The 19696-nt window shown below is 58.8% G+C and carries 12 protein-coding genes; 9 read left to right on the top strand and 3 right to left on the bottom strand.

Features of this window, described 5'->3' with window-relative positions; genetic code table 11:
- The first annotated feature begins 75 nt into the window (after positions 1-75).
- The 6 genes from PZA18_RS14010 (at position 76) to PZA18_RS13985 (ending at position 11382) form a co-directional block, all read left to right on the top strand.
- On the top strand, positions 76-1206 hold the full coding sequence (locus PZA18_RS14010) for a LuxE/PaaK family acyltransferase (protein WP_284101480.1): 1131 nt from the start codon (positions 76-78) through the stop codon (positions 1204-1206).
- Positions 1207-1209: 3 nt separating this feature from the next.
- Positions 1210-3621, top strand: coding sequence for an aldehyde dehydrogenase family protein (locus PZA18_RS14005; protein ID WP_284101479.1), 2412 nt, complete (start codon positions 1210-1212; stop codon positions 3619-3621).
- A gap of 211 nt (positions 3622-3832) precedes the next feature.
- Positions 3833-5101 (top strand): phenylacetate--CoA ligase family protein, encoded by a 1269-nt coding sequence (locus tag PZA18_RS14000; protein WP_284101478.1) that lies wholly within the window; start codon positions 3833-3835, stop codon positions 5099-5101.
- Positions 5098-6030, top strand: a complete 933-nt coding sequence (locus PZA18_RS13995) for a GNAT family N-acetyltransferase (protein WP_284101477.1) — start codon at positions 5098-5100, stop codon at positions 6028-6030. Before PZA18_RS14000 ends, PZA18_RS13995 begins: the two co-directional genes overlap by 4 nt.
- A 205-nt stretch (positions 6031-6235) precedes the next feature.
- The gene (locus tag PZA18_RS13990) at positions 6236-7843 is read left to right on the top strand and encodes an alpha-amylase (RefSeq protein ID WP_284101476.1); all 1608 of its coding nucleotides are present in this window, start codon (positions 6236-6238) and stop codon (positions 7841-7843) included.
- Between the two features lie 272 nt (positions 7844-8115).
- Positions 8116-11382, top strand: coding sequence for a DotA/TraY family protein (locus tag PZA18_RS13985; RefSeq protein ID WP_284101475.1), 3267 nt, complete (start codon positions 8116-8118; stop codon positions 11380-11382).
- 106 nt (positions 11383-11488) lie between these two features.
- On the opposite strand, the gene ppsA is transcribed toward PZA18_RS13985, so the two are convergent.
- Entirely contained in the window at positions 11489-13873 is a 2385-nt protein-coding gene (ppsA, locus tag PZA18_RS13980; RefSeq protein WP_284101474.1) for a phosphoenolpyruvate synthase, read from the bottom strand.
- Between the two features lie 304 nt (positions 13874-14177).
- Between ppsA and ppsR the strand changes: the two genes are divergently transcribed.
- Together ppsR and PZA18_RS13970 are read left to right on the top strand one after the other, a co-directional pair.
- Positions 14178-14999, top strand: a complete 822-nt coding sequence (gene ppsR / locus PZA18_RS13975; protein WP_284101473.1) for a posphoenolpyruvate synthetase regulatory kinase/phosphorylase PpsR — start codon at positions 14178-14180, stop codon at positions 14997-14999.
- A 9-nt stretch (positions 15000-15008) separates the two neighbouring features.
- The gene (locus PZA18_RS13970) at positions 15009-15866 is read left to right on the top strand and encodes a mechanosensitive ion channel family protein (RefSeq protein ID WP_284101472.1); all 858 of its coding nucleotides are present in this window, start codon (positions 15009-15011) and stop codon (positions 15864-15866) included.
- A gap of 151 nt (positions 15867-16017) precedes the next feature.
- Here the strand turns inward: PZA18_RS13970 and PZA18_RS13965 are convergent, their stop codons facing one another.
- Together PZA18_RS13965 and PZA18_RS13960 are read right to left on the bottom strand one after the other, a co-directional pair.
- Entirely contained in the window at positions 16018-16857 is an 840-nt protein-coding gene (locus PZA18_RS13965) for an SDR family NAD(P)-dependent oxidoreductase (RefSeq protein ID WP_308447389.1), read from the bottom strand.
- 43 nt (positions 16858-16900) lie between these two features.
- The gene (locus PZA18_RS13960) at positions 16901-18580 is read right to left on the bottom strand and encodes an ABC1 kinase family protein (protein WP_284101471.1); all 1680 of its coding nucleotides are present in this window, start codon (positions 18578-18580) and stop codon (positions 16901-16903) included.
- A 137-nt stretch (positions 18581-18717) separates the two neighbouring features.
- On the opposite strand from PZA18_RS13960, the gene PZA18_RS13955 reads away from it, so the two are divergent.
- Entirely contained in the window at positions 18718-19554 is an 837-nt protein-coding gene (locus tag PZA18_RS13955; RefSeq protein WP_284101470.1) for a C40 family peptidase, read from the top strand.
- The last annotated feature ends 142 nt before the right edge of the window (positions 19555-19696 follow it).

The raw sequence follows: 19696 nt of genomic DNA, 5'->3' as shown, positions 1-19696 counted from the left end.
CAACGCCGTCGGGAGCCAACCCCATTTGGTTCCCGACTGCACCAGACCGAATTCATACAAACCAGGAGAATTGCCGTGGCGAACCTCGCCCACGTCGACGCCCTCTGCGCGCTCGACCACCCTTACCAAGCCAGTGCCGACACCGATCGGCTGTTTGATACCGCCATGCGTGAGATCGTGGCCTACCACAATGAGCACAGCCCCCACTATGCCGAATGGCTTGCGGCGAATGGCTTTGATATCAACACCCTCGGCGCCAATCCGGACTGGTCGCAATTGCCACCCATTTTTGCCAACTACTTCAAACAGCGCCTGCTGCTGAGCGAATCGGGCAAGGAAGCACTGGAGCTGACCTCCTCCGGCACCACCGGCCAGAAAAGCCGCATGCGCTATGACGACCGCAGCATCGGTGCAGCCCAAGGCATGGTTGACCATATCTTCCGCCACTATGGCTGGGAAACACCCGACACCCCTTGCAACTATCTGCTGTTGAGCTACGAGCCCGCCGGCACCATCACACTGGGTACGGCCTATACCGACCAGTTCCTGTGCAAGTACGCGCCGGTCAAGCGCGCCGTCTATGCCCTGCGCCACACCGGCAAGGGCAATGAGTTTGATCCGTTTGGTGTAATCCGCGCCCTGCAGGAGTTTGCTGAAGATGGCGCCCCCGTGCGCATTCTGGGCTTCCCTGCCTTCATGTGGTTTGTGCTGGAGCGCATGCGCGAGATGGGGCTGCCGCCCTTGAAGCTGCATCCCGACTCACTGGTGTTCTTTGGCGGAGGCTGGAAGACCCACGCCGACCAGGAAATCCCCAAGGCCAAGCTCTATGCCCGTCTTGGCGAACAGTTGGGTATTCCCGACATTCGCTGCCGCGATGGTTACGGCTCGGTTGAGCATTGCGTGCCTTACGTCGAGTGCTCGAATCACCGCTTTCACGTACCGGTTTATGCCCGTGCCTATGTCCGCGATACCGCAACGTTTGCCGTGCAGGACTACGGCCAGCGCGGTTTCATCCAATTTGTGTCGCCTTACATCACCTCCAGCCCGGCCCATAGCGTGGTCATGAGTGACCTCGCCGTCTTGCACCGCGCCGATGAATGTGGCTGCGGTATTGCCACAGACTGGTTTGAACTGCTGGGACGTGCCAGCACCAGCAAGGCCCGCAGCTGCGCCCTTGCCGCCTCTGAACTGATTCGGGAGTCCTGATCCATGTACCTCATCAACGGCCAACTCAGCCCAACCCTCAGCCTTGATCAGGCCCTGAACAGCCTGACTGCACGGCTTCCCATTGCACTGGGTCAACCTTGCGACATCGAAACCGTTCTGGCGACTGCCGAACGCTTTGCCGCCAGACTGACTGCCGGTGAATTCGATCTCGGCAGCGAAGTCGATGCCGCCGCACGTAACGAAATTGCCGCCTTCTGCACCCCCGCCAGCCTGAAAACCAAACTCAAGCGCGAACTGGGTGAGCAGCCTTTCTCGTTGCGCCGCATTGATTACCGCGCCTCCCATTTCGAGGCATGGCGCCCGCTGGGCCTGGTGGTGCATGTCACGCCGGCCAATGCCCCCCTGCTACCCTTCTTTGCCATTCTGGAAAGTCTGCTGCTGGGCAACGTCAACTGGCTACGCCCCAGCTCCAGCGATGCCGGCATCAATGCACGCCTGCTGCAGGCTTTCCTCAGCTGCGACACCAGTGGTCAACTGGCCGACTTCATTGCCGTCACCCCCGCCAAGACCAGCGAATTGCCACAGCTGATGGTTCACGCCGATGGCGTCTCGGCCTGGGGTGGCGATAGCGCCCTGGAAGCCATTCGCAAGCAATTGCCCGCTGGCTGCCGCTGGATCGACTGGGGACACAAGATCAGCTTTGCCTATCTGGTTCCGAATGCCATCGACAGCGCCGCACTGGACGCCGTAGCCGATGAAGTCTGCCGTTTCGACCAGCAAGCCTGTTCCAGCCCACAAGTCGTCTTTGTAGATAGCGATGATCAAGCCACCCTGCAGGCAATTGGTGAACAACTGGCCGAAGCCATGGCCCGCCGCACCAGTCAGTGGCCCGCGCTGACACCCAGCGAACAGGAAGCCGCCGACATCACCAGCCGTCTGGCCTTTACGCGTCTGGACCAGGTGTTTGGTGCAGTGCCAAGCCGGATCTGGACTGGCGAAGGCTGGCGCATCATCTGGAAGCACGAAGCCGCCATCGAGCCATCGCCACTGTTCCGCAGCGTGCTGTTGCGGCCTCTGCCCCGAGCCCGTCTGGTAGACACCCTGCGCCCGTGGCGCACCCGCCTGCAGAGCTGCGGCCTGGTGGCCAATGCTGCCGACATGGCGGGCCTCAGCCATGCCCTGATTGCTGCGGGCGTAGGCCGTCTGGCCCCCATGCAGGCCATGCACGAGGGTTACAGCGGCGAGCCACACGATGGCGTGTATGCCCTGAGCCGCCTGGCACGTCGCGTCTCGGTTACGCTGGCCGCCGACATGCTGCCACGGCAAGCCACGCTGGATCTGCCCCCCGTGGCACCTGCCAGCATCGTCGGTCAGCCCGTCATGGACAAAGCCGCCTTCCTGAATGATTCGATGCGCGATGGTGCCCAGCTGTTCTTCCGCAGTGGCGGCAGCAGCGGCGTGCCCAAGCTCGCAGGCTTCAGCTATGGCGACTACCACCGTCAGATGCAGGCCGCTGCCGATGGCCTGTTCGCGGCCGGTATCGAACCCGCCAGCGACCGTGTGCTGAACCTGTTGTACGCGGGCAATCTGTACGGTGGCCTGCTCAGCTTCTTCACCCTGCTCGACAAGCTGGGAGTTACCCACTACCCGATGGGTGGTCCGAATGATGATGATTACAGCGAAATCGCCAGCGTGATCGTCAGCCAGAAGGTCAACACCCTGATCGGCATGCCCAGCACGATTTATCAGCTGTTCGTACGCGAAGAAAAGACATTGCGTGCCTATGGCGGCATCAAAAAACTGATGCTTGGTGGCGAGCACCTCGGTGCCAGCCAGCGCGAGTTCATTGCCAGCTTTGGCGTCACCACCATCCGCTCGGCGATTTATGGCTCGGTCGATGCCGGCCCACTTGGCCATGCCTGCCATGCCAGCCCGGATGGCGTCTTCCATCTGCTGACAGATACCCAGTGGCTGGAAATCGTCGATACCGAGACCGACCAGCCCGTGGCGCCAGGAGAGTCCGGCCGCCTGCTGTTTACCTCCCGGGCCCGTGAAGGCCAGAAAGTCGTCCGCTACGAAATCGGCGATCTGGGGCGCTGGGTTGATGGCGAATGCGCCTGCGGCGCCCAAAGCCCACGCTTCGAGCTGCAGGGCCGTCATGGCGCGCTGATCCGTATCGGCACCATGTTTGTTCAGCCGCAGAAGCTGGCCGCCCTGGCCGAAGTCCCGATCCAGCTGATCCTCGAATATGGTTCAGCCGGCCGCGAATGCATCCGCCTGCTGGCTGATGGCGATGCCGAAGCGGTACGCGCCCGAGTCAGCACCGATCCGGAGTTGAAACTCGGCCTCGATACCGAGTTACTGGAGCTGGAAGTCTCCAGCCGCCCGGTAGCCGAATTCGAGCGGCACACCCATAGCGGCAAGACCCCGCTGGTGATGGACCGCCGTCGCTGAAAAGTAAATTGAGTGAACTACGGTCAGCCCACAGTTACCCATTGTGGCTGACCAGGCAACCCGACTTCGCCACCGCTGCCCCGGTTACCCCCTAGGCAGAAGAGTGGGAAGAAGCCCAATGAAAACCGATTATTTGAAAACCAAAGAAGACTATTCACGCCGCACACGATCCGACCGGGATCCTGCCAGCGGTGGGGAGTCACAGAAAATCATGTTGAAGCTAGAACACCTGGTGGCTTTTGCGCGCCATCACTCGCCTTACTACGCGCAACTTTATCGCGATGTGCCGACAACAGGCTGGCAGATCAACGACCTGCCTCTGGTCGATCCCGTCCAGTACTGGGCAAACAATGGTGGCCTGCACGACTGGCCGGCCTTGACCGGCCCTATCGCCGACGCCCATGTCTTCAAGACTGGCGGTACGACCGGCAGCGGAAAAATGTCGGTCTACACCCGCGAGGAATGGCGGACTTTCGTGCGCACGTTTGGTCGCGGCATGTCCCGTCAGCTCAATACAGGAGATCGCATCGCCAATCTGTTTTTTGCAGGCGACCTTTACGCGAGCTTCCTGTTCATTCATGGCTCGCTCGCCCACATGGATACACCGGTGTGTGAGTACCCGTTCACCGGGGCAGCAGACCCCAAAACATTGACCGAGCAGATTCTCAGCCATCACATCAACGTATTGGTTGGTGTGCCCGCCCAGCTGCTGCGCTATGCGGCCGACCTGGCCAGCCAGGACATCCAGCTGCCCTGCGTCACGGCCTTGCTCTATGGCGGAGAAAGCCTGTTTGCCGAACAGCTGGATTTGCTGCATCGCGTACTCCCCAACGCCCGCATTGCCTCGATTGGCTGCGCCAGCGTTGATGCCGGCCTGATCGGTGCTGCCACGCCCGACTGCCAGCTCGGCGAACATCGGTGCTTCGAGCCCGAAACCATCGTTGAGATCATTGACGAAGCCAGCGGCGAAGTCATTCGCGAAACCGGCCGCAGCGGCATGCTGGTCATCACCAACCTGACCCGCGCCCTGATGCCCCTGATCCGCTACCCGGTAGGCGATCTGGCCGCCTGGGTCGAACCGGAAGGCAGTTCTGAGCGCAAATTTGTGTTGCTGGGGCGTAGCAGCCTTGGCCACCGCCTGCGTGTCGGTGCCGCCTCGCTGTTCCCCGATGAGCTGTCAGAGCTGATTCAGCAGCTTGTTGGCAAGTGCCACTGGCAACTGGTCATTGATCACCGCGATGGCAAGGATCAGGTATGCCTGCGCATTGCCCATGAAGGTACTGCAGCACAGGCCCAGCAGCTGATCGACACCCTGGAGGCGAAAGATCCTGGCCTCGCCCAGCAAATGGCTGATGGTCAGACCGTTCTGGCGGTGGAATGGTGCAGTCAGGCGGCCTTGGTTCTACAAGCCCGCACTGGCAAGCTGCAGCGCGTTATCGACCGCCGCGATTACCGCGCACAACCCGGAGGTGCCGCATGAAGCCCGCAGCAGCACCTGTCGTAATCCGCGACTTTCAGGAAGGCGATGCCGAAGGCGTCAGCGCATTGTTCTCGGCCGTTTATGGTGAGCACTACGTCTATCCGGACGTTTATCTGCCCTCGATGATCCGTCATCACAATATTGAACAGCTCTGGCGCACCGCTGTCGCGACGCTGGAAGGCCGCATCGTCGGTCACGCCATTCTGTGGCAAGACCCTGCCGGCCCGGATAGCGCCGAGCTTGCCATGATCGTGGCCCATCCCTCGACACGCGGCATGGGCATTGCCACCCGCCTTGGTGAGCATTTGTGCCTGTATGCACGGCAGCAAGGGCTGGCCACCTTGACCATCAAGATGGTATCGAGCCATTCGCAAACGCAGCGGCTTGCGCGCACACTTGGCTTTCAGACCACGGGTCTGCTGCTGGACTACGTCGCATCACCGTTTGGTAACGATGGTCGCGAAAGTGTCGTGATTGGCGTGATGCCCCTGCAGGATCGGCCGATTCCGCAATGCCATACGGGTCGCGAGACCGCGAGCTGGATCAAGCCTCTGGTTGAGCGCTTTGGCAGCAGCCCGCTTTCAAGCGGTGATCGCCAGCTGGATCGCCCGATGCTGATCTCGGCACACGGCAAGCGGGTGGATGTCACGCTGGAGCATGCCAGCGCGGAAAGCGTTGAAGAAATCACCCGCCTGCCCCGCAATCGCCTGATTCATCTGCGTATCCGCTTCGACGCCGCGCTCCCGCCGCTGCTGGCAGCCCTGCATCGCGCGGGCTACGCCGACACTGGTCTTGCCCCTGCGCCAGATGGCCAGTGGTACTGGCTGTTGCAACGCGGATACGCCATGCGCGATCTGGAGTTTCACTGCCCAATCGCCCGTGCGCTATATGAAGGAACTCAGGACATCGCTCAAAGCTCAGCAGCCTGAACCCACTGCTCAGGGCGCGATACACGCCATTGCCCCCTGTCAGCCCCAAACGGCCCTGATTGCTTACCCGGCAATCAGGGCCGTTTGTCTAGGCTCTGTTGACGTTTTGTTTCCGGTCGCGCCGGGCTTCAGGTTGTAGGCCCGGTAATTTGACTCCGATTTCGTCTGAAAGCACACTCGCTGGATTTGCCTGCAAGGAGATCCCATGCGACGCCCGCTTTGTCTGCTCGTCTCATCCGCGCTTGTCCTCACTGCCTGTAGTGGAGGTTCTGACTCCGGCTCGACAGGGGGTGGTACCAAGCCCGAGCCTTCACGCAGAACCGTGCCCGCCACCTATCGCGCCAGTAATGCCGGCGCGGCAGGCGATGCCTTTGTCCATCTGTTTGAATGGCGCTGGACCGATGTCGCGCGCGAGTGTGAAAACTATCTGGGGCCAAGGGGCTTCAAAGCCGTGCAGGTATCGCCACCCAATGAACACGCGGTCATTGCAGCAGCCAGCAGTGGCGCAAGCTACCCCTGGTGGCAACGCTATCAGCCCGTGTCTTACCGTCTGGACCAGAGCCGCAGTGGCACCCGGGCCGAATTCGTCGATATGGTCAGCCGTTGCAAGGCGGCAGGGGTTGGCATCTATGTTGATGCCGTCATCAACCACATGACTGCCGGCACTGGCACGGGTAGTCACGGCACCCCCTACAGCAAGTACGATTACCCGTCGCTCTACGCGCGTAGCGACTTTCACACCGCCTGCAGCGTCAGCGACTACAAGAGCGCTGCCAACGTGCAGGATTGCGAGCTGCTGGGGCTGGCTGACCTGGACACTGGGGGCTCCAATGTCCAGCAACAGATCAGCAACTATCTGGTTGAGCTGGCTCGGCTGGGTGTAGCCGGCTTCAGGATTGATGCAGCCAAACATATCAACGCGGCCGAACTCAATGACATCCTGCGCAAGGTCAACAGCACACTCAGTGCCGCCGGCCGGCCCCTACCCTATTACTTTCTGGAAGTCATCGACAATGGCGGGGAAGCGGTTAAAGCCAGCGACTATTACGGTGTGGCCTATGACTCTTCTGGCGCCTCTGACATCACCGAATTCAAATTCCGTGGTATCGGCAGCAAATTTCTCAATACCAAAGGAGAAAAGCTGGCAGACCTCAATCCTGCACGTTTCAATGAGAAAAGCTGGGGGCTGATGCCTTCCGATAAAGCCGTCGTCTTTGTGGATAACCATGACACTCAGCGCAGTGACGGTCTGTATTACGCCGACGACGCGCTCTACCACCTCGCCACCATCTACATGCTGGCGCAGCCTTATGGTTACCCGTCGATCATGTCGGGCTACAGTTTTGATCGCGGCAGCAAGGCAGGCACCGATGCTGGTCCACCAGCCAGTGCGGGAGGGGTTACTCGTCCGGTCTACGTCAATGACAACACGCCGGACTGCCCTGCCAAAGTGGATGGTGCCATCAGCAAAGGCCGCTGGGTTTGTGAGCATCGCGTCACCGCCGTGGCCCGCATGCTGGCTTTCCGCAAAATGGTCGCCGGTACCTCCATCAGCAACTGGTGGGATAACGGCAGCAACGCCATTGCATTTGGTCGCGGCAACAAGGGGTTTGTCGCCATCAACCGTGAATCCACACCCGTTTCGCGCACCTTTGAAACCAGCCTGCCTGGCGGCGTTTACTGCGATGCCCTGACGATTGCCGGCAATGGCGTCTGCACCAACGCCATTCCCGTCAACTCGGATGGCCGGCTGACCATGACGATCCCCGCTCAGTCCGCCATCGCCCTGCATGTGGGGGCCCGGCTGAATTAGGTTCTATAGAGGTTTTGTTTCCAGAAAAATATCAACCGAACCTGCACATAACTCTCCATTTCAAATAGCCCGCAAATGCGGGCTATTGTTTTATTCAAACCCCAACAAATGTTCATTCGCTGTTTTATACAAAAAACAGATTTACCAACAAAATAAAAACATCACACCTCATTGTTTATTAAATTGTTTTATTTCCATAGCCCTGACCATGAAAAATCAATGATGTACTACGATTAAACCAGCCATTTTGCCAATTCCGGGTTGAGTCCATTATGTTTAACCCCGATAAAGATGATCCTTCCCTGCAAATGTTGCGGGATATCTTCGGCACGGTTATCGACAGGCTGCTCGAAAATGCCGGCAATGCCGGCGATGGCACCGTCACCGTACTGGGGGCCATGTTTGGCGTATTCAACAGCGGGTTACTACTGGTCGGTTCGATGATCATCACCTATGTGCTGATCATCGGGGTGGCCAACACCGCCAACGATGGCGAAGCCATGGGGCGCAGCTGGTCAGCAGTATGGACCCCGCTGCGCATGGCGCTCGGTGCCTCCATGCTGCTGCCGACCGCCTCCGGCTTCTCGCTGATCCAGATCGGCCTATTGCAGGTGGTGATCTGGAGCGTGGGTTTGGCAAACGATGTCTACCGGACGGGGTTGGATACTTATGCCAAAACCTATCAATACGATCCTGTCAGCCTGGATCTGCCAACAATCGGCGCACGCGATGCGGTGATGGCGGTGTTTCGGTCAGAAATCTGCCGTTGGTCCATCAATTACGGTTACAACGCGTCGGTTGCGCGCCTCAACAACGACATTACCAATCCCAATGATCTGCTCGGCAACTGGGCCAGCGTCCGTTGGGCCGACGACCGCATCAGTCAAGGCATCCCCACTTCTTTGAGTGGGGGCACGCCCATCTGCGGCAAGATGATTTTCTCCTCCCCCAATAAGGACAAAGGAAAGGTCACCAGTGGCCCCAGCAATCCGGTCTCAACCCTGCTTGAAGATACGCTCGGCTTTTATCTGCCAGGCAGCGAACTGGATAGCCAGGTCTTCCTGTTTCGTCAGCTGATCCGGGCCAAGCAATCTTATGCCACCCAGACTATGCTCGATTCCGTACAGAGCTATAGCGCCTATGTCTTCGATGCGTATCTGCCGGTCATCATGCCGGGTTATGTCGGCCAGAGTGCCCCCAGCGGGCCAGGGGGCAGTGGGGGCAGTACCGAGAAATGCCTTTCGACAACATCGTCTGGAGGAACCAGCAAGCCGGGCAACACCACCAGAGTTGACGTGGCCGAACTCAATTGCATTGCCCAGCGCTACGAACGAGCGCTGTCGGGCGACTGGCAGTTGGCCGAGGTGGACCTCGGCCCACTTCAGGTGCAGGTCAAGGCACCCATCATTCCAGAGCTGCAAAAGTATTGGTCGAAAAAGCTGTCTGCGTCGTCTTCCAGCGGAGGTTCACGGTCCAGAATGCCCGAAGGCTATGGCTGGGCCGATGATCTGGCCGCCAAGGGCTGGTCACGCGCCGGCGGATGGAATCTGCAGCTGGCCGCCATCCAGAACGCCATTCAGGGCGAATTCCGCCTGAAGCTGGCGCAAACACGCCCAAATTTCCAACGGCTGCCGATTGATCCCAGCCGGCAATTTGTCGAAACCAGCTACGAAACCATCACTAACGCCATCATCAGCCAAGCCAACAACGAATATCTGCAAAAGCCACCCCAGGCCAAGCTTGAACTCAAGTTGTCGTCGGATAAGGGTAAACTGGGCCTGGACATGAAGGTCATCCCCGCTGCCGCAGATTTTCTGGCGCGGGATGTCATTGCCTCGGGAGACGTCGAATTCGCCCTCAAGCAGTATTCGTCCGCCATGGGGGAGTCGATGACGCGCTGGCTCATTCACTCGCTGGTTGGAGAAAAAAATGTCCTGGACCGGCTAAAGCTGGTGGGCGATGTCGTCCTGCAGTACTCCGAAGCCGCCATGCTGGCCAAGCTCAGTCTCGCCACCCAGGCAGGCGGCGCCACCGTCAATGCCATGACACAGGCCGGCATGCCGGGTACGCAAGCCGCAGGAAATCAATATCAGGTGTTATCCAGCGCAGCCTTCCCGATGCTCGACCGTCTGACTGAATGGGGCCTGCTGGTTGGATACTACTTTTCCATCTACCTGCCCATGCTGCCCTACGCCATCTTTACCATCGGTGTGGTTGGCTGGCTGGTGGCGGTAATCAAGGCGGTGGCAGCCACCCCGCTGTGGGCGATGATGCACCTGACGCCCAGCCAGGGCTCCTTCATTGGTGGTCAGCAGCAAGGTTATCTGATGATTTTCGCCTTGTTCAGCCGCCCTTCGTTGATGATCTTCGGCCTGTTTACCTCCATCGTCCTGGTTGATACCGTGGTCGGGTATATCAACAGCGTCTTCATTCAGATCATGGCAGCCAATACCGCCGGCAGCTGGTTCGGCCCTCTGTCGATCCTGCTCTATCTACTGGCTTACGGCATGCTGCTGATGCCGGTGTTATACATGCTGTTCGCCCTGCCCCAAACGCTGCCTGATCACATCCTGCGCTGGATCGGTGCCGGCATTCCGGATCTTGGCGAATCTGCGGCTTCCAGCCGTATGCAATCTGGTGCGCAAGGGGTTGTCCACCGTGCTCAGGGCGTGATGTCCGCCATGAATAGCAACCGCGCCGGGGGTGGCCAGCGCGCCGCAGCGGGCGGTGCTGCCAGTGGCGCGGGCGCCGGTCGCCCCCCCAAGGGGCGCTCGGAATCGGATAGCTTGCCACCGCAAGGAGATCTGGAAGGCGTCGGCGGCCAAGGCACTATCGACCAACGCGCCAATGCACAAGCCGATATGGCACCCGCCAGCGGCAGTCCCCCCACCCCATCTGCGGCGGGTGGCGGGGGTTCTGCGGGGATAGAGGGGCAATATGAAGGGAGCCACACTCCCTCTGCTGGAGCGAGCAATCCGTCGTCCAGTGACAACCGACCCGCCCGCGCCGGCAGCGATATCGAAGATGGGGCATCTACGGTGACCGGGCAACAACGCCCTCGCGCCAGTCACAATGAACTGGAAACCGGAGACAGCAATCCGGTACATGATCAGGCGGATCACTACCCTGCCCGCACCACAGGGGAATCATCAGATCGTCACATCGGCCAGGTAGGGAGCGATGCACCGATCGAGGGCCAACAGGGGCCGGCAAGCCAGAAACGGGATCCCAACCAACGGCGTGGCCCCGACGAAAGCGGTGTCCGTCGCAGCAGTCGCCCCAACGAAGCCGGCATTCCGCTGGAAGTGGCGGGCGCACCGGCATCTGGGGCGCCGGAAGACACCATGCCACCGTCCCCATCGCGCCCTCCATCCCCGGCCAACCCACGCGATCTGGAAATGCAACCGACTACACCACCCTCCCCTTCCCCTGCCTCTACGCTGGAAGAGCGTCAGCCAAGCGAGCCGCCGCCATCCCCTGCACGGGATCAACACCAAATCGAAGGGCAAGGTGGTAACCGCCACCATGACCGACGTTGAATCGGCACCCAGTGCGGCTCAGTGGAGGTTTCGAGCACCCGGACAAAATGCACAAAGGCAACCCGAGGGTTGCCTTTGTGCCGGTGACAATACGCGAGAAGACTGATTACTGATTGAGTTCACGCGCCAGATACAGCCAGGTTTCAACGACTGTGTCAGGATTCAGCGACACCGTCTCGATGCCCTGCTCAACCAGCCACTTGGCGAAATCCGGGTGATCCGATGGCCCCTGGCCACAGATACCGATGTATTTGCCTTGCGCACGACAAGCCTTGATCGCCATTGCCAGAAGCGCCTTCACTGCCTCGTTACGCTCATCAAACAAGGAAGCAATCGGGCCACCGGAGTCGCGATCCAACGCCAGCGTCAGCTGCGTCATGTCATTCGAGCCAATCGAGAATCCATCGAAGAACTCCAGGAACTGCTCGGCCAGAATCGCATTGGACGGGATTTCACACATCATGATCAGACGCAGGCCGTTCTTGCCGCGTTCCAGACCATTTTCCTTGAGCAGCTCGACCACCCGTCGCGCTTCGTCGATGGTCCGAACAAACGGGATCATCACCTCAACATTGGTGAGCCCCATTTCATCGCGGACTTTCTTCAGGGCACGGCATTCCAGCTCGAAGCAATCGCGGAACGACTCGGCGATGTAACGCGAAGCACCCCGGAAGCCGATCATCGGATTCTCTTCGTGCGGCTCGTACTGCTGCCCGCCGATCAGGTTCGAATACTCGTTCGACTTGAAGTCGGACATCCGCACGATGACTTTCTTCGGATAGAAGGCGGCACCGATGGTGGCGATCCCCTCAACCAGCTTCTCGACATAAAAATCGACGGCACCAGGGTAGCCGGCAATCTTCTCATCGACCTGGTGTTTCAGATCCCAAGGCAGATTCGGGTAAGCCAGCAAGGCTTTTGGATGAACACCGATCATGCGGTTGATGATGAATTCCAGACGGGCCAGCCCCACCCCTTCGTTCGGCAGGTGAGAGAAATCAAACGCCAGCTCAGGGTTCCCCACGTTCATCATGAGCTTCACAGGCGAAGCGGGCATCTTGTCCAAGGCAAGGTCGATGATTTCGATATCGAGTTTGCCTTCATAGATATTGCCGGTATCGCCTTCAGCACAGCTGACCGTGACATAGTCGCCATCCTTGAGCGAGCGAGTCGCATCGCCACAACCCACCACAGCGGGAATACCCAGCTCACGAGCGATGATGGCGGCGTGACAGGTGCGGCCACCGCGATTGGTCACAATCGCCGCAGCACGCTTCATGACGGGCTCCCAATCCGGGTCGGTCATATCCGTCACCAGCACATCACCTGGTTTGACACGGTCCATCTCAGCCGCACTCTTGATCAGCCTGACCACGCCCTGGCCGATCTTCTGGCCAATGGCACGACCAGATGCCACCAGCGTGGACTTGTTCTTCAGACGGTAACGACGCAGGGTTTCAACGCGATCTTCCTGAGACTTCACGGTCTCAGGACGGGCTTGCAGGATATACAGCTTGCCATCGACCCCATCGCGCCCCCACTCGACATCCATCGGGCGCCCGTAATGCTTTTCGATGATCAGGGCGTAGCGCGCCAGCTCCTCGGCCTCGGCATCGGTGATCGAGAAACGGTTGCGATCCACATCCGACACCGGCACGGTACGCACCGACTTGCCGGCAACCGCTTCGGGCGAGAATTCCATCTTGATCTGCTTGGAACCCCGTGAACGCCGCAGAATGGCCGGGCGATTGGCCTTCAGATTCGGCTTGTAGACATAAAACTCGTCCGGATTGACCGCGCCTTGCACCACCGTCTCACCCAGGCCGTAGGAGGAAGTGACGAACACGACGTCCTGAAAGCCGGATTCGGTATCGATAGTAAACATGACACCGGCAGCGCCGGAATCTGAACGCACCATGCGCTGGATACCGGCAGACAGGGCAACCTCGGCGTGGGTAAACCCTTTGTGAACACGGTAGGAAATCGCACGGTCGTTATACAGCGAAGCAAAAACATGCTTGATGGCAACCAGCACGTTGTCGATACCGCTGATATTGAGGTAGGTCTCCTGCTGACCGGCAAACGACGCATCGGGAAGATCTTCAGCCGTGGCAGACGAGCGCACGGCGACAGAGATTTCAGCTCCGGAGTCCGCAATCATCTTGGCGTAAGCGCTGCGGATGTCCTGATCCAGTCTCTGGGGGAAAGGCGTATCTACGACCCATTGACGGATCTGGGCGCCGACGCGGGCCAGCTCGTTGACGTCTTCGACATCCAGCGAGGTCAGGGCCTCGTGGATGCGATCAGCCAGACCGGCATGGGAGAGAAAGTCGCGGAAAGCGGTAGCGGTAGTGGCAAAGCCACCCGGCACACGGACTCCCACACCGGCGAGCTGACTGATCATCTCACCCAAAGAGGCGTTCTTTCCGCCCACGCTTTCGACGTCGGTCATGCGCAGCTGGTCGAACCAAACGACGTAATTTTCGGCCATTGTCTGTTTCCTGTAATGGATCGGGGATACACGAAATTGACTGGATTTTAGCTTGTTTCGCCCCTCGAAGACAGCAAGCAACCTGCGTCAAACGGTGAAGTGACGGACATTTGAGCAAAATATCGTGATTTTTTTGTGCGGTGCAAACTCGTGATGCCAACCGATCATTTGTTGCGCAAGCACAACATGGCAATGCGCAATCAGGCTCGGATTGTCGCGGAAATGCCGTATCTGCCGTGGCTGGAGGCCAGGTATGCCTTTGTGGCAAGATCGTCACATTCCATGCCCGTCGAGGATCGCTGCCATGCCGCACCGTCGCACTGCGTTTTTTATTTCTGACCGCACCGGCATTACCGCCGAAATGCTGGGTCATTCGCTCCTGACCCAGTTTGAAGGGATTGAATTCAAGCGGGTGACGCTGCCATTCATCGACAGCCCGGAGAAGGCCGCGCAGGTCGCTGAGCGCATCCGCCAGACCGCCGAGCAAGATCAGATCCGGCCCTTGGTGTTCAGCACGATCGTCAATGAGGCAATCCGCCATCTGATTCATATCGACTGCGCGCTGACCCTGGATTTCTTCGAGGTATTCATCTCGCCACTTGAAGCCGAGCTGGCTATGGAGTCTTCCCACACCGTCGGCCGCTCGCATGGCATTCAGAATTTTCAGGAGTACAACCAGCGGATTGAAGCGGTCAATTACGCCATGTCGCACGATGACGGCATGAAGCCGGATCTGGCCGAAGCCGACATTATCCTGGTTGGTGTATCGCGCTCGGGGAAAACGCCAACCTGCCTGTATCTGGCCTTGCAGTACGGTATCAAGGCCGCCAACTATCCACTGACACCGGAAGACTTTGGCAAGCCGACACTTCCGAAACTACTGCATCCCTACAAGCACAAGCTATTCGGACTCACCATCAGCCCCGAGCGTCTGCAGCAGATTCGCTCTGAACGCAAGCCGGATAGCCGCTATGCGGCGCTGGACACCTGCCGATTTGAAATTCAGGAAGCAGAGGCGTTAATGCGCAATGCCGGGGTGACCTACCTCAACACCACCAGCAAGTCGATAGAGGAACTGGCGAGTACGATTTTGCACAAAGCCAATCTCGCCCGTCGCATCTACTAAGCCCGCGCAATGATCAACTTTGCCCTGATAAGCCGTTCGCTAGCCCTGGATCTGATCGCCACTGTCTGCCTGGTACTCCTGATTGTCGGCGTTCGCCACTGGGCGGTCAGGGCAATCTCCACCAACGAGGCACTGAATCTGGAGACTCGGCGTCGCTGGCGTGTCGATTTGCGCAATGGCCTGTTATTGCTGTTCCTGTCGGGTATCTTGCTGATCTGGGGGCCGGAATTGCGCTCGGCAATGGTATCGCTGCTGGCCGTGGCAGCAGCGATTGTGCTGGCCACCAAGGAACTGATCCTCTGCTTTTCGGGGTCGGTCTATCGGGGGGGCGGCAATGCTTACGCCATTGGCGACCGGATTGAGGTGGGCGGCTATCGCGGCACGGTGATCGACATCAACTGGTTCTCGACCACGCTGATCGAATACTCCCCTGCCGGCAAGGGCGCGCCGCTGATGACCGGGCGCGCTGTCATCTTTCCCAATAGTCTGTTACTGACTCAGCCTGTGTTCAAAGAATCGTTCATGGGCGAATTCACGGTTCATAACATCACCATCCCGCTCTGTGCAGATACCGACTGGCAACGTGCCGAGGCAATCTTGCTGGAAATCGCCAACGCCATCTGCGAACCCTGGCTGGAATCTGCGCGCCAGCATTTGCGTGCCCTTACAGAGCGCAGCTGGTTCGACACCCCATCTCCCGAGCCACGGGTGTCGGTGCTGATTCCGGAAGCCGGCAAAATTCATCTGCAGTTGCGGCTGCCGATCCAGCTGAATGAACGCAATGAGGTTGAGCAGAAAATCGTGCGCGAATTTCTGATGCGGTCACCAATCAAGGCGTTCACCTGCCCAGATCCGGCCAAAACCTAGGCTCTGTTGACATTTCATTTCCGGATCGCGTTTCGTCGGATTTGGGCCTGATGCAAGGCAAAAAGCGCGCCGTTTAGTGGGCTAGGTTTGCAGTCGCTAGCTTGGTCGGGTCGGGTGCCAACCTGCAGGGAGCAGGCCGCCCAGTAGTAGCCTAGCGCAGCTTGCGGGCCTCTTCGCCGGCTCCGGCAATCAACAGCCAATCCAGCAGTGCAGTCGGCAGCAGGCGCTTTGCCCAAGCAAACAGATGTGTCGGCGTCGTCACCCGATACCGCGCTGCCGGCTTGTGAGCCAGCAGCGCTCTACGCACCACGGCTTGCACAGCTTCCGGCCCGAGTGTGAAGGGGCTGGCAGGGCCTGGTTTGGCCAGCCGGGCCTGCATGGCGGCATAAACATCGTAATGGGCGCTGGCTTCAGCGTTGATATGTCGATGAAAACGCGCTTCGGCATTCGCCCGGAAACGAGAGGTGATCGGCCCCGGCTCGATCAGCACCGGCCAGATCCCGGTACCGCGCAATTCCAGCCGTAGCGTATCGACCATACCCTCCATGGCAAACTTGCTGGCGTTATAGGCGCCACGATAGGGCATGGCGGCAAAACCCAGTACCGAGCTATTGAACAACAGCCGCCCTGTGCCATTACGGCGCATGGCGGGCAAAAGCTGGTTCGTCAGCTCGATGGCACCGAACAGATTGGTTTCGAACTGCTCACGCAAGGCAACACGCGGCAGATCTTCGACAGCCCCCGGCTGACCGAATCCCGCATTGTTGAACAAGGCATACAGCCGTCCCTGGGTCGCAGTCAGTACCTGCTCGACGGCCTGGGTGATCGACTCGGTCGAGTCCACATCCAGCCATAACGCGTTCAAGCCCTGCGCACGCAGACGTTCCACATCAGCCATCTGCCTTGCGCTGGCGAATACCTGCCAGCCTTCTTGCGCCAGAGCCTGGGCCACATACTCACCGATTCCGGTCGAACACCCGGTTATCAGGATGGAACGGGAAGTCGTGTTGACAGAAGGAGGGGGGGGTCATGAATCAATCCTTGCCGGAACGCCAGATCGAATAGATCAGCCAGATACTGTTGAAAAAGGCAATCAGGAAGCCGGATAGGCCAAATGCCGGTAGCCCGAACAGTCTTGGGCCGGCCGGCACAGTCATGACGATGGATGATCCGATGATCAGGCAACCGGTCACAATCCCCAAGGTGAGCCGGTTGGTGCTCTTGTCGAGTTGCTGGCCAAAATGGTCAAGCCGTTTCAGATCCAGATCAATCGGCAATTTGCCCCGCCGTGCTGCCTTCAGCAGCCGTGCTACATCACGCGGTAGCCCGCCTGCGATATTGGCGATCTCGATCAGGCTGCGCTGCCCCTTGCGCGCCAGTGTTGCCGGCATGTAGCGATGGATGATGACCTGACGGACAAACGGCGTCAGGTGGGGCACCATCTGAAAATTGGGGTCCAGCTGCCGGCCCAGACCTTCGAGGGTAATCAACGCTTTGAACAACAGGGTCAGATCAGCCGGCAAGGTAATCGAATGCTCGCGCATGATGGCAATCACGTCGTTCAGTAGATTGCCAAAGCGGATATCTTTGAGTGGCAGGTTTTCGTAGTTGAAGATCAGCTCGGCAATATCCGAGCCCAGCTTGCCCTCGTCCACCATGGCATCGCCGGTCCACTCGATCAATACCGCCAGAATGCCCTGCTCGTCACGCCCGGCCAGTGCCGCCAGCAGATCGACAATTTCGTCACGACGCGGATGCGGCAGCCGTCCAACCATGCCGAAATCAATAAAGGCAATCCGGTTTTCCGGCAGATAAATCACATTACCGGGGTGTGGATCGGCATGAAAATATCCGTCGATCAGAATCATCTTCAAGACGGCATCGGCGCCGCGCTTCGCCAGCAGATGCCTGTCCAGCCCCGCCTTGCCAACTGCCACCAGATCGTTTCCGGGCACACCGGCAACATAGCTCTGGACATTGACGATCTCGTTGGTCCAATCCCAATACACTTCGGGAATGACAATGAACGGGGAGTTCGCGAAATTTTTGGCAAAGCGGCTGTGATTGTGTGCCTCGGCCGCAAGATTCAGCTCCCGTTTGAGTGAACGGGAAAACTGCTCGACGATACGAACCGGCTGGTAACGACGCGACTCGGGAAACTCAAATTCGATCACCCCGGCCAGATGGCGCAGGATGCGCAAATCCGCATCAATCTTGCCCACGATATTCGGGCGGCGGATTTTCAGGATTACGGGCGTGCCATCAACCAGACGTGCCCGATGCACCTGCGCAATAGACGCCGACCCGATCGGATGCGGATCCAGCTCTCGGAAAATGGTATCGGGCGCCCTGCCCCACACGGCTTCCAGCTCGGGAATCAGTTGTTCGAAAGGCAGCGGCGGTACTTCGCTCTGCAACTTTTCAAACTCGCTGATCCACTCAGGCGGAAAGACATCGACCCGCGTTGCCAGCACCTGGCCGAGTTTGATGAAGGTCGGCCCCAGCTCTTCCAGCACACGGCGGGCCCGTTCAGCCGGTTCAAGCGGGGAACTGTTTTCGTCGCGGGGAATATGCAACATCTCGCCAGCACGCTCGAACGTCCGTTCGAGTCGCATACGACGAACCAAATCGCCGAAGCCGTGTCTAGCAAGCGTTCCGATAATTTCGCGGATGCGCGGCAGGTCGCGCATGAGATTGATGGTTTCGCGCAGCATAAGCCCGATTGTAGCGGCTAGTGCCAAGCCGCGCTTGCCCAGGCGGCGTTGCCGCGAAGGTTCGATGCCATTATCCTAGCGGCCTTCCGCGGCGCCCGAACCGATATAGCATGATTCGAAACACATTTATCCGGCATTTGATTGCCGCAGGTCTGGTCGCGACAATCGCTACACCTTTAGGCCATACGGACGAGACTCTCAAACTCGCAGACAAACAGGATACCGACACCTTCACCAGCCAACCTGCAGTCGATCCCGACAAGGTCGAACGTGCAGCAAAAACCGAGAAGGTTGAACGTGTAGAAAAGGCTGAAAAGCCAGAAAAATCAGATAAACCCGAGAAAGTCGACAAACGCTCTCGCACTGAAAAATCGGAGCTCGCTGAAAGCCGCAAGGCCAAGCAAGAGTCGATGGATCTGGCGCAGGATATCTTGCTGCAGGCAATGGGCCTGATCGGTGTGACCTACCGCTATGGCGGCAATTCTCCCGAAACCGGGCTCGATTGCAGTGGCTTCATCCGCTACGTTTTCAAGCAGGCGCTGAATATCGCACTCCCTCACAATGCCTTTGCGATCAGTCGGCTGGGGGATGAGATCGAAAAAGAAGATCTGAAAGCAGGGGATCTGGTGTTTTTTAATACACTGGGCCGTAAGTTTTCGCATGTCGGCATTTATCTGGGAGACGATCGCTTCATTCACTCCCCGTCTTCCGGCGGCAAAATCCAGGTGGTGCGGATGACCGACTCCTACTGGCACAAGCGCTTCAATGGGGCGCGCCGCGTGAGTCAGGAAACCGTCTCGGAACGTTCACCAATTCTCAAGCAGTTGATTGCCCAAGCATCCGCCGAAGAGAAGGATAAGTCATCCAGCAGCAGTCAATCCGAGGCGAAGAGTTCCAGTAAATCCAAGAAAACCAAATACGGCCGGCATCAAGGTAGTGGCAAAAAAGCCGTCAAGCGAAAAAAGCGCCGCTAAACACGCGGCTTCTCACCTAGGCTCTGTTGACGTTTTATTTCCGGATCGCGTTTCGTCGGATTTGGGCCTGATGCAAGGCAAAAAGCGCGCCGCTTAGTGATAAGCCACGCGATTTCCCGTCTGGGCGCACAGGCTGTAAGGC

This window comes from Parachitinimonas caeni, from assembly GCF_030129945.1.
Taxonomy (GTDB): Bacteria; Pseudomonadota; Gammaproteobacteria; order Burkholderiales; family Chitinimonadaceae; genus Parachitinimonas; species Parachitinimonas caeni.
The sequence above is the reverse complement of the archived record's forward strand: the minus strand, read 5'-3'. Positions and strand labels throughout refer to the sequence as shown.

Coding starts and splice junctions, on each gene's coding strand:
- PZA18_RS14005 (WP_284101479.1), top strand. CDS start 1,210: ATGTACCTCATCAACGGCCAACTCAGCCCAACCCTCAGCCTTGATCAG.
- PZA18_RS14000 (WP_284101478.1), top strand. CDS start 3,833: ATGTTGAAGCTAGAACACCTGGTGGCTTTTGCGCGCCATCACTCGCCT.
- PZA18_RS13995 (WP_284101477.1), top strand. CDS start 5,098: ATGAAGCCCGCAGCAGCACCTGTCGTAATCCGCGACTTTCAGGAAGGC.
- PZA18_RS13990 (WP_284101476.1), top strand. CDS start 6,236: ATGCGACGCCCGCTTTGTCTGCTCGTCTCATCCGCGCTTGTCCTCACT.
- PZA18_RS13985 (WP_284101475.1), top strand. CDS start 8,116: ATGTTTAACCCCGATAAAGATGATCCTTCCCTGCAAATGTTGCGGGAT.
- ppsA (WP_284101474.1), bottom strand. CDS start 13,873: ATGGCCGAAAATTACGTCGTTTGGTTCGACCAGCTGCGCATGACCGAC.
- ppsR (WP_284101473.1), top strand. CDS start 14,178: ATGCCGCACCGTCGCACTGCGTTTTTTATTTCTGACCGCACCGGCATT.
- PZA18_RS13970 (WP_284101472.1), top strand. CDS start 15,009: ATGATCAACTTTGCCCTGATAAGCCGTTCGCTAGCCCTGGATCTGATC.
- PZA18_RS13960 (WP_284101471.1), bottom strand. CDS start 18,580: ATGCTGCGCGAAACCATCAATCTCATGCGCGACCTGCCGCGCATCCGC.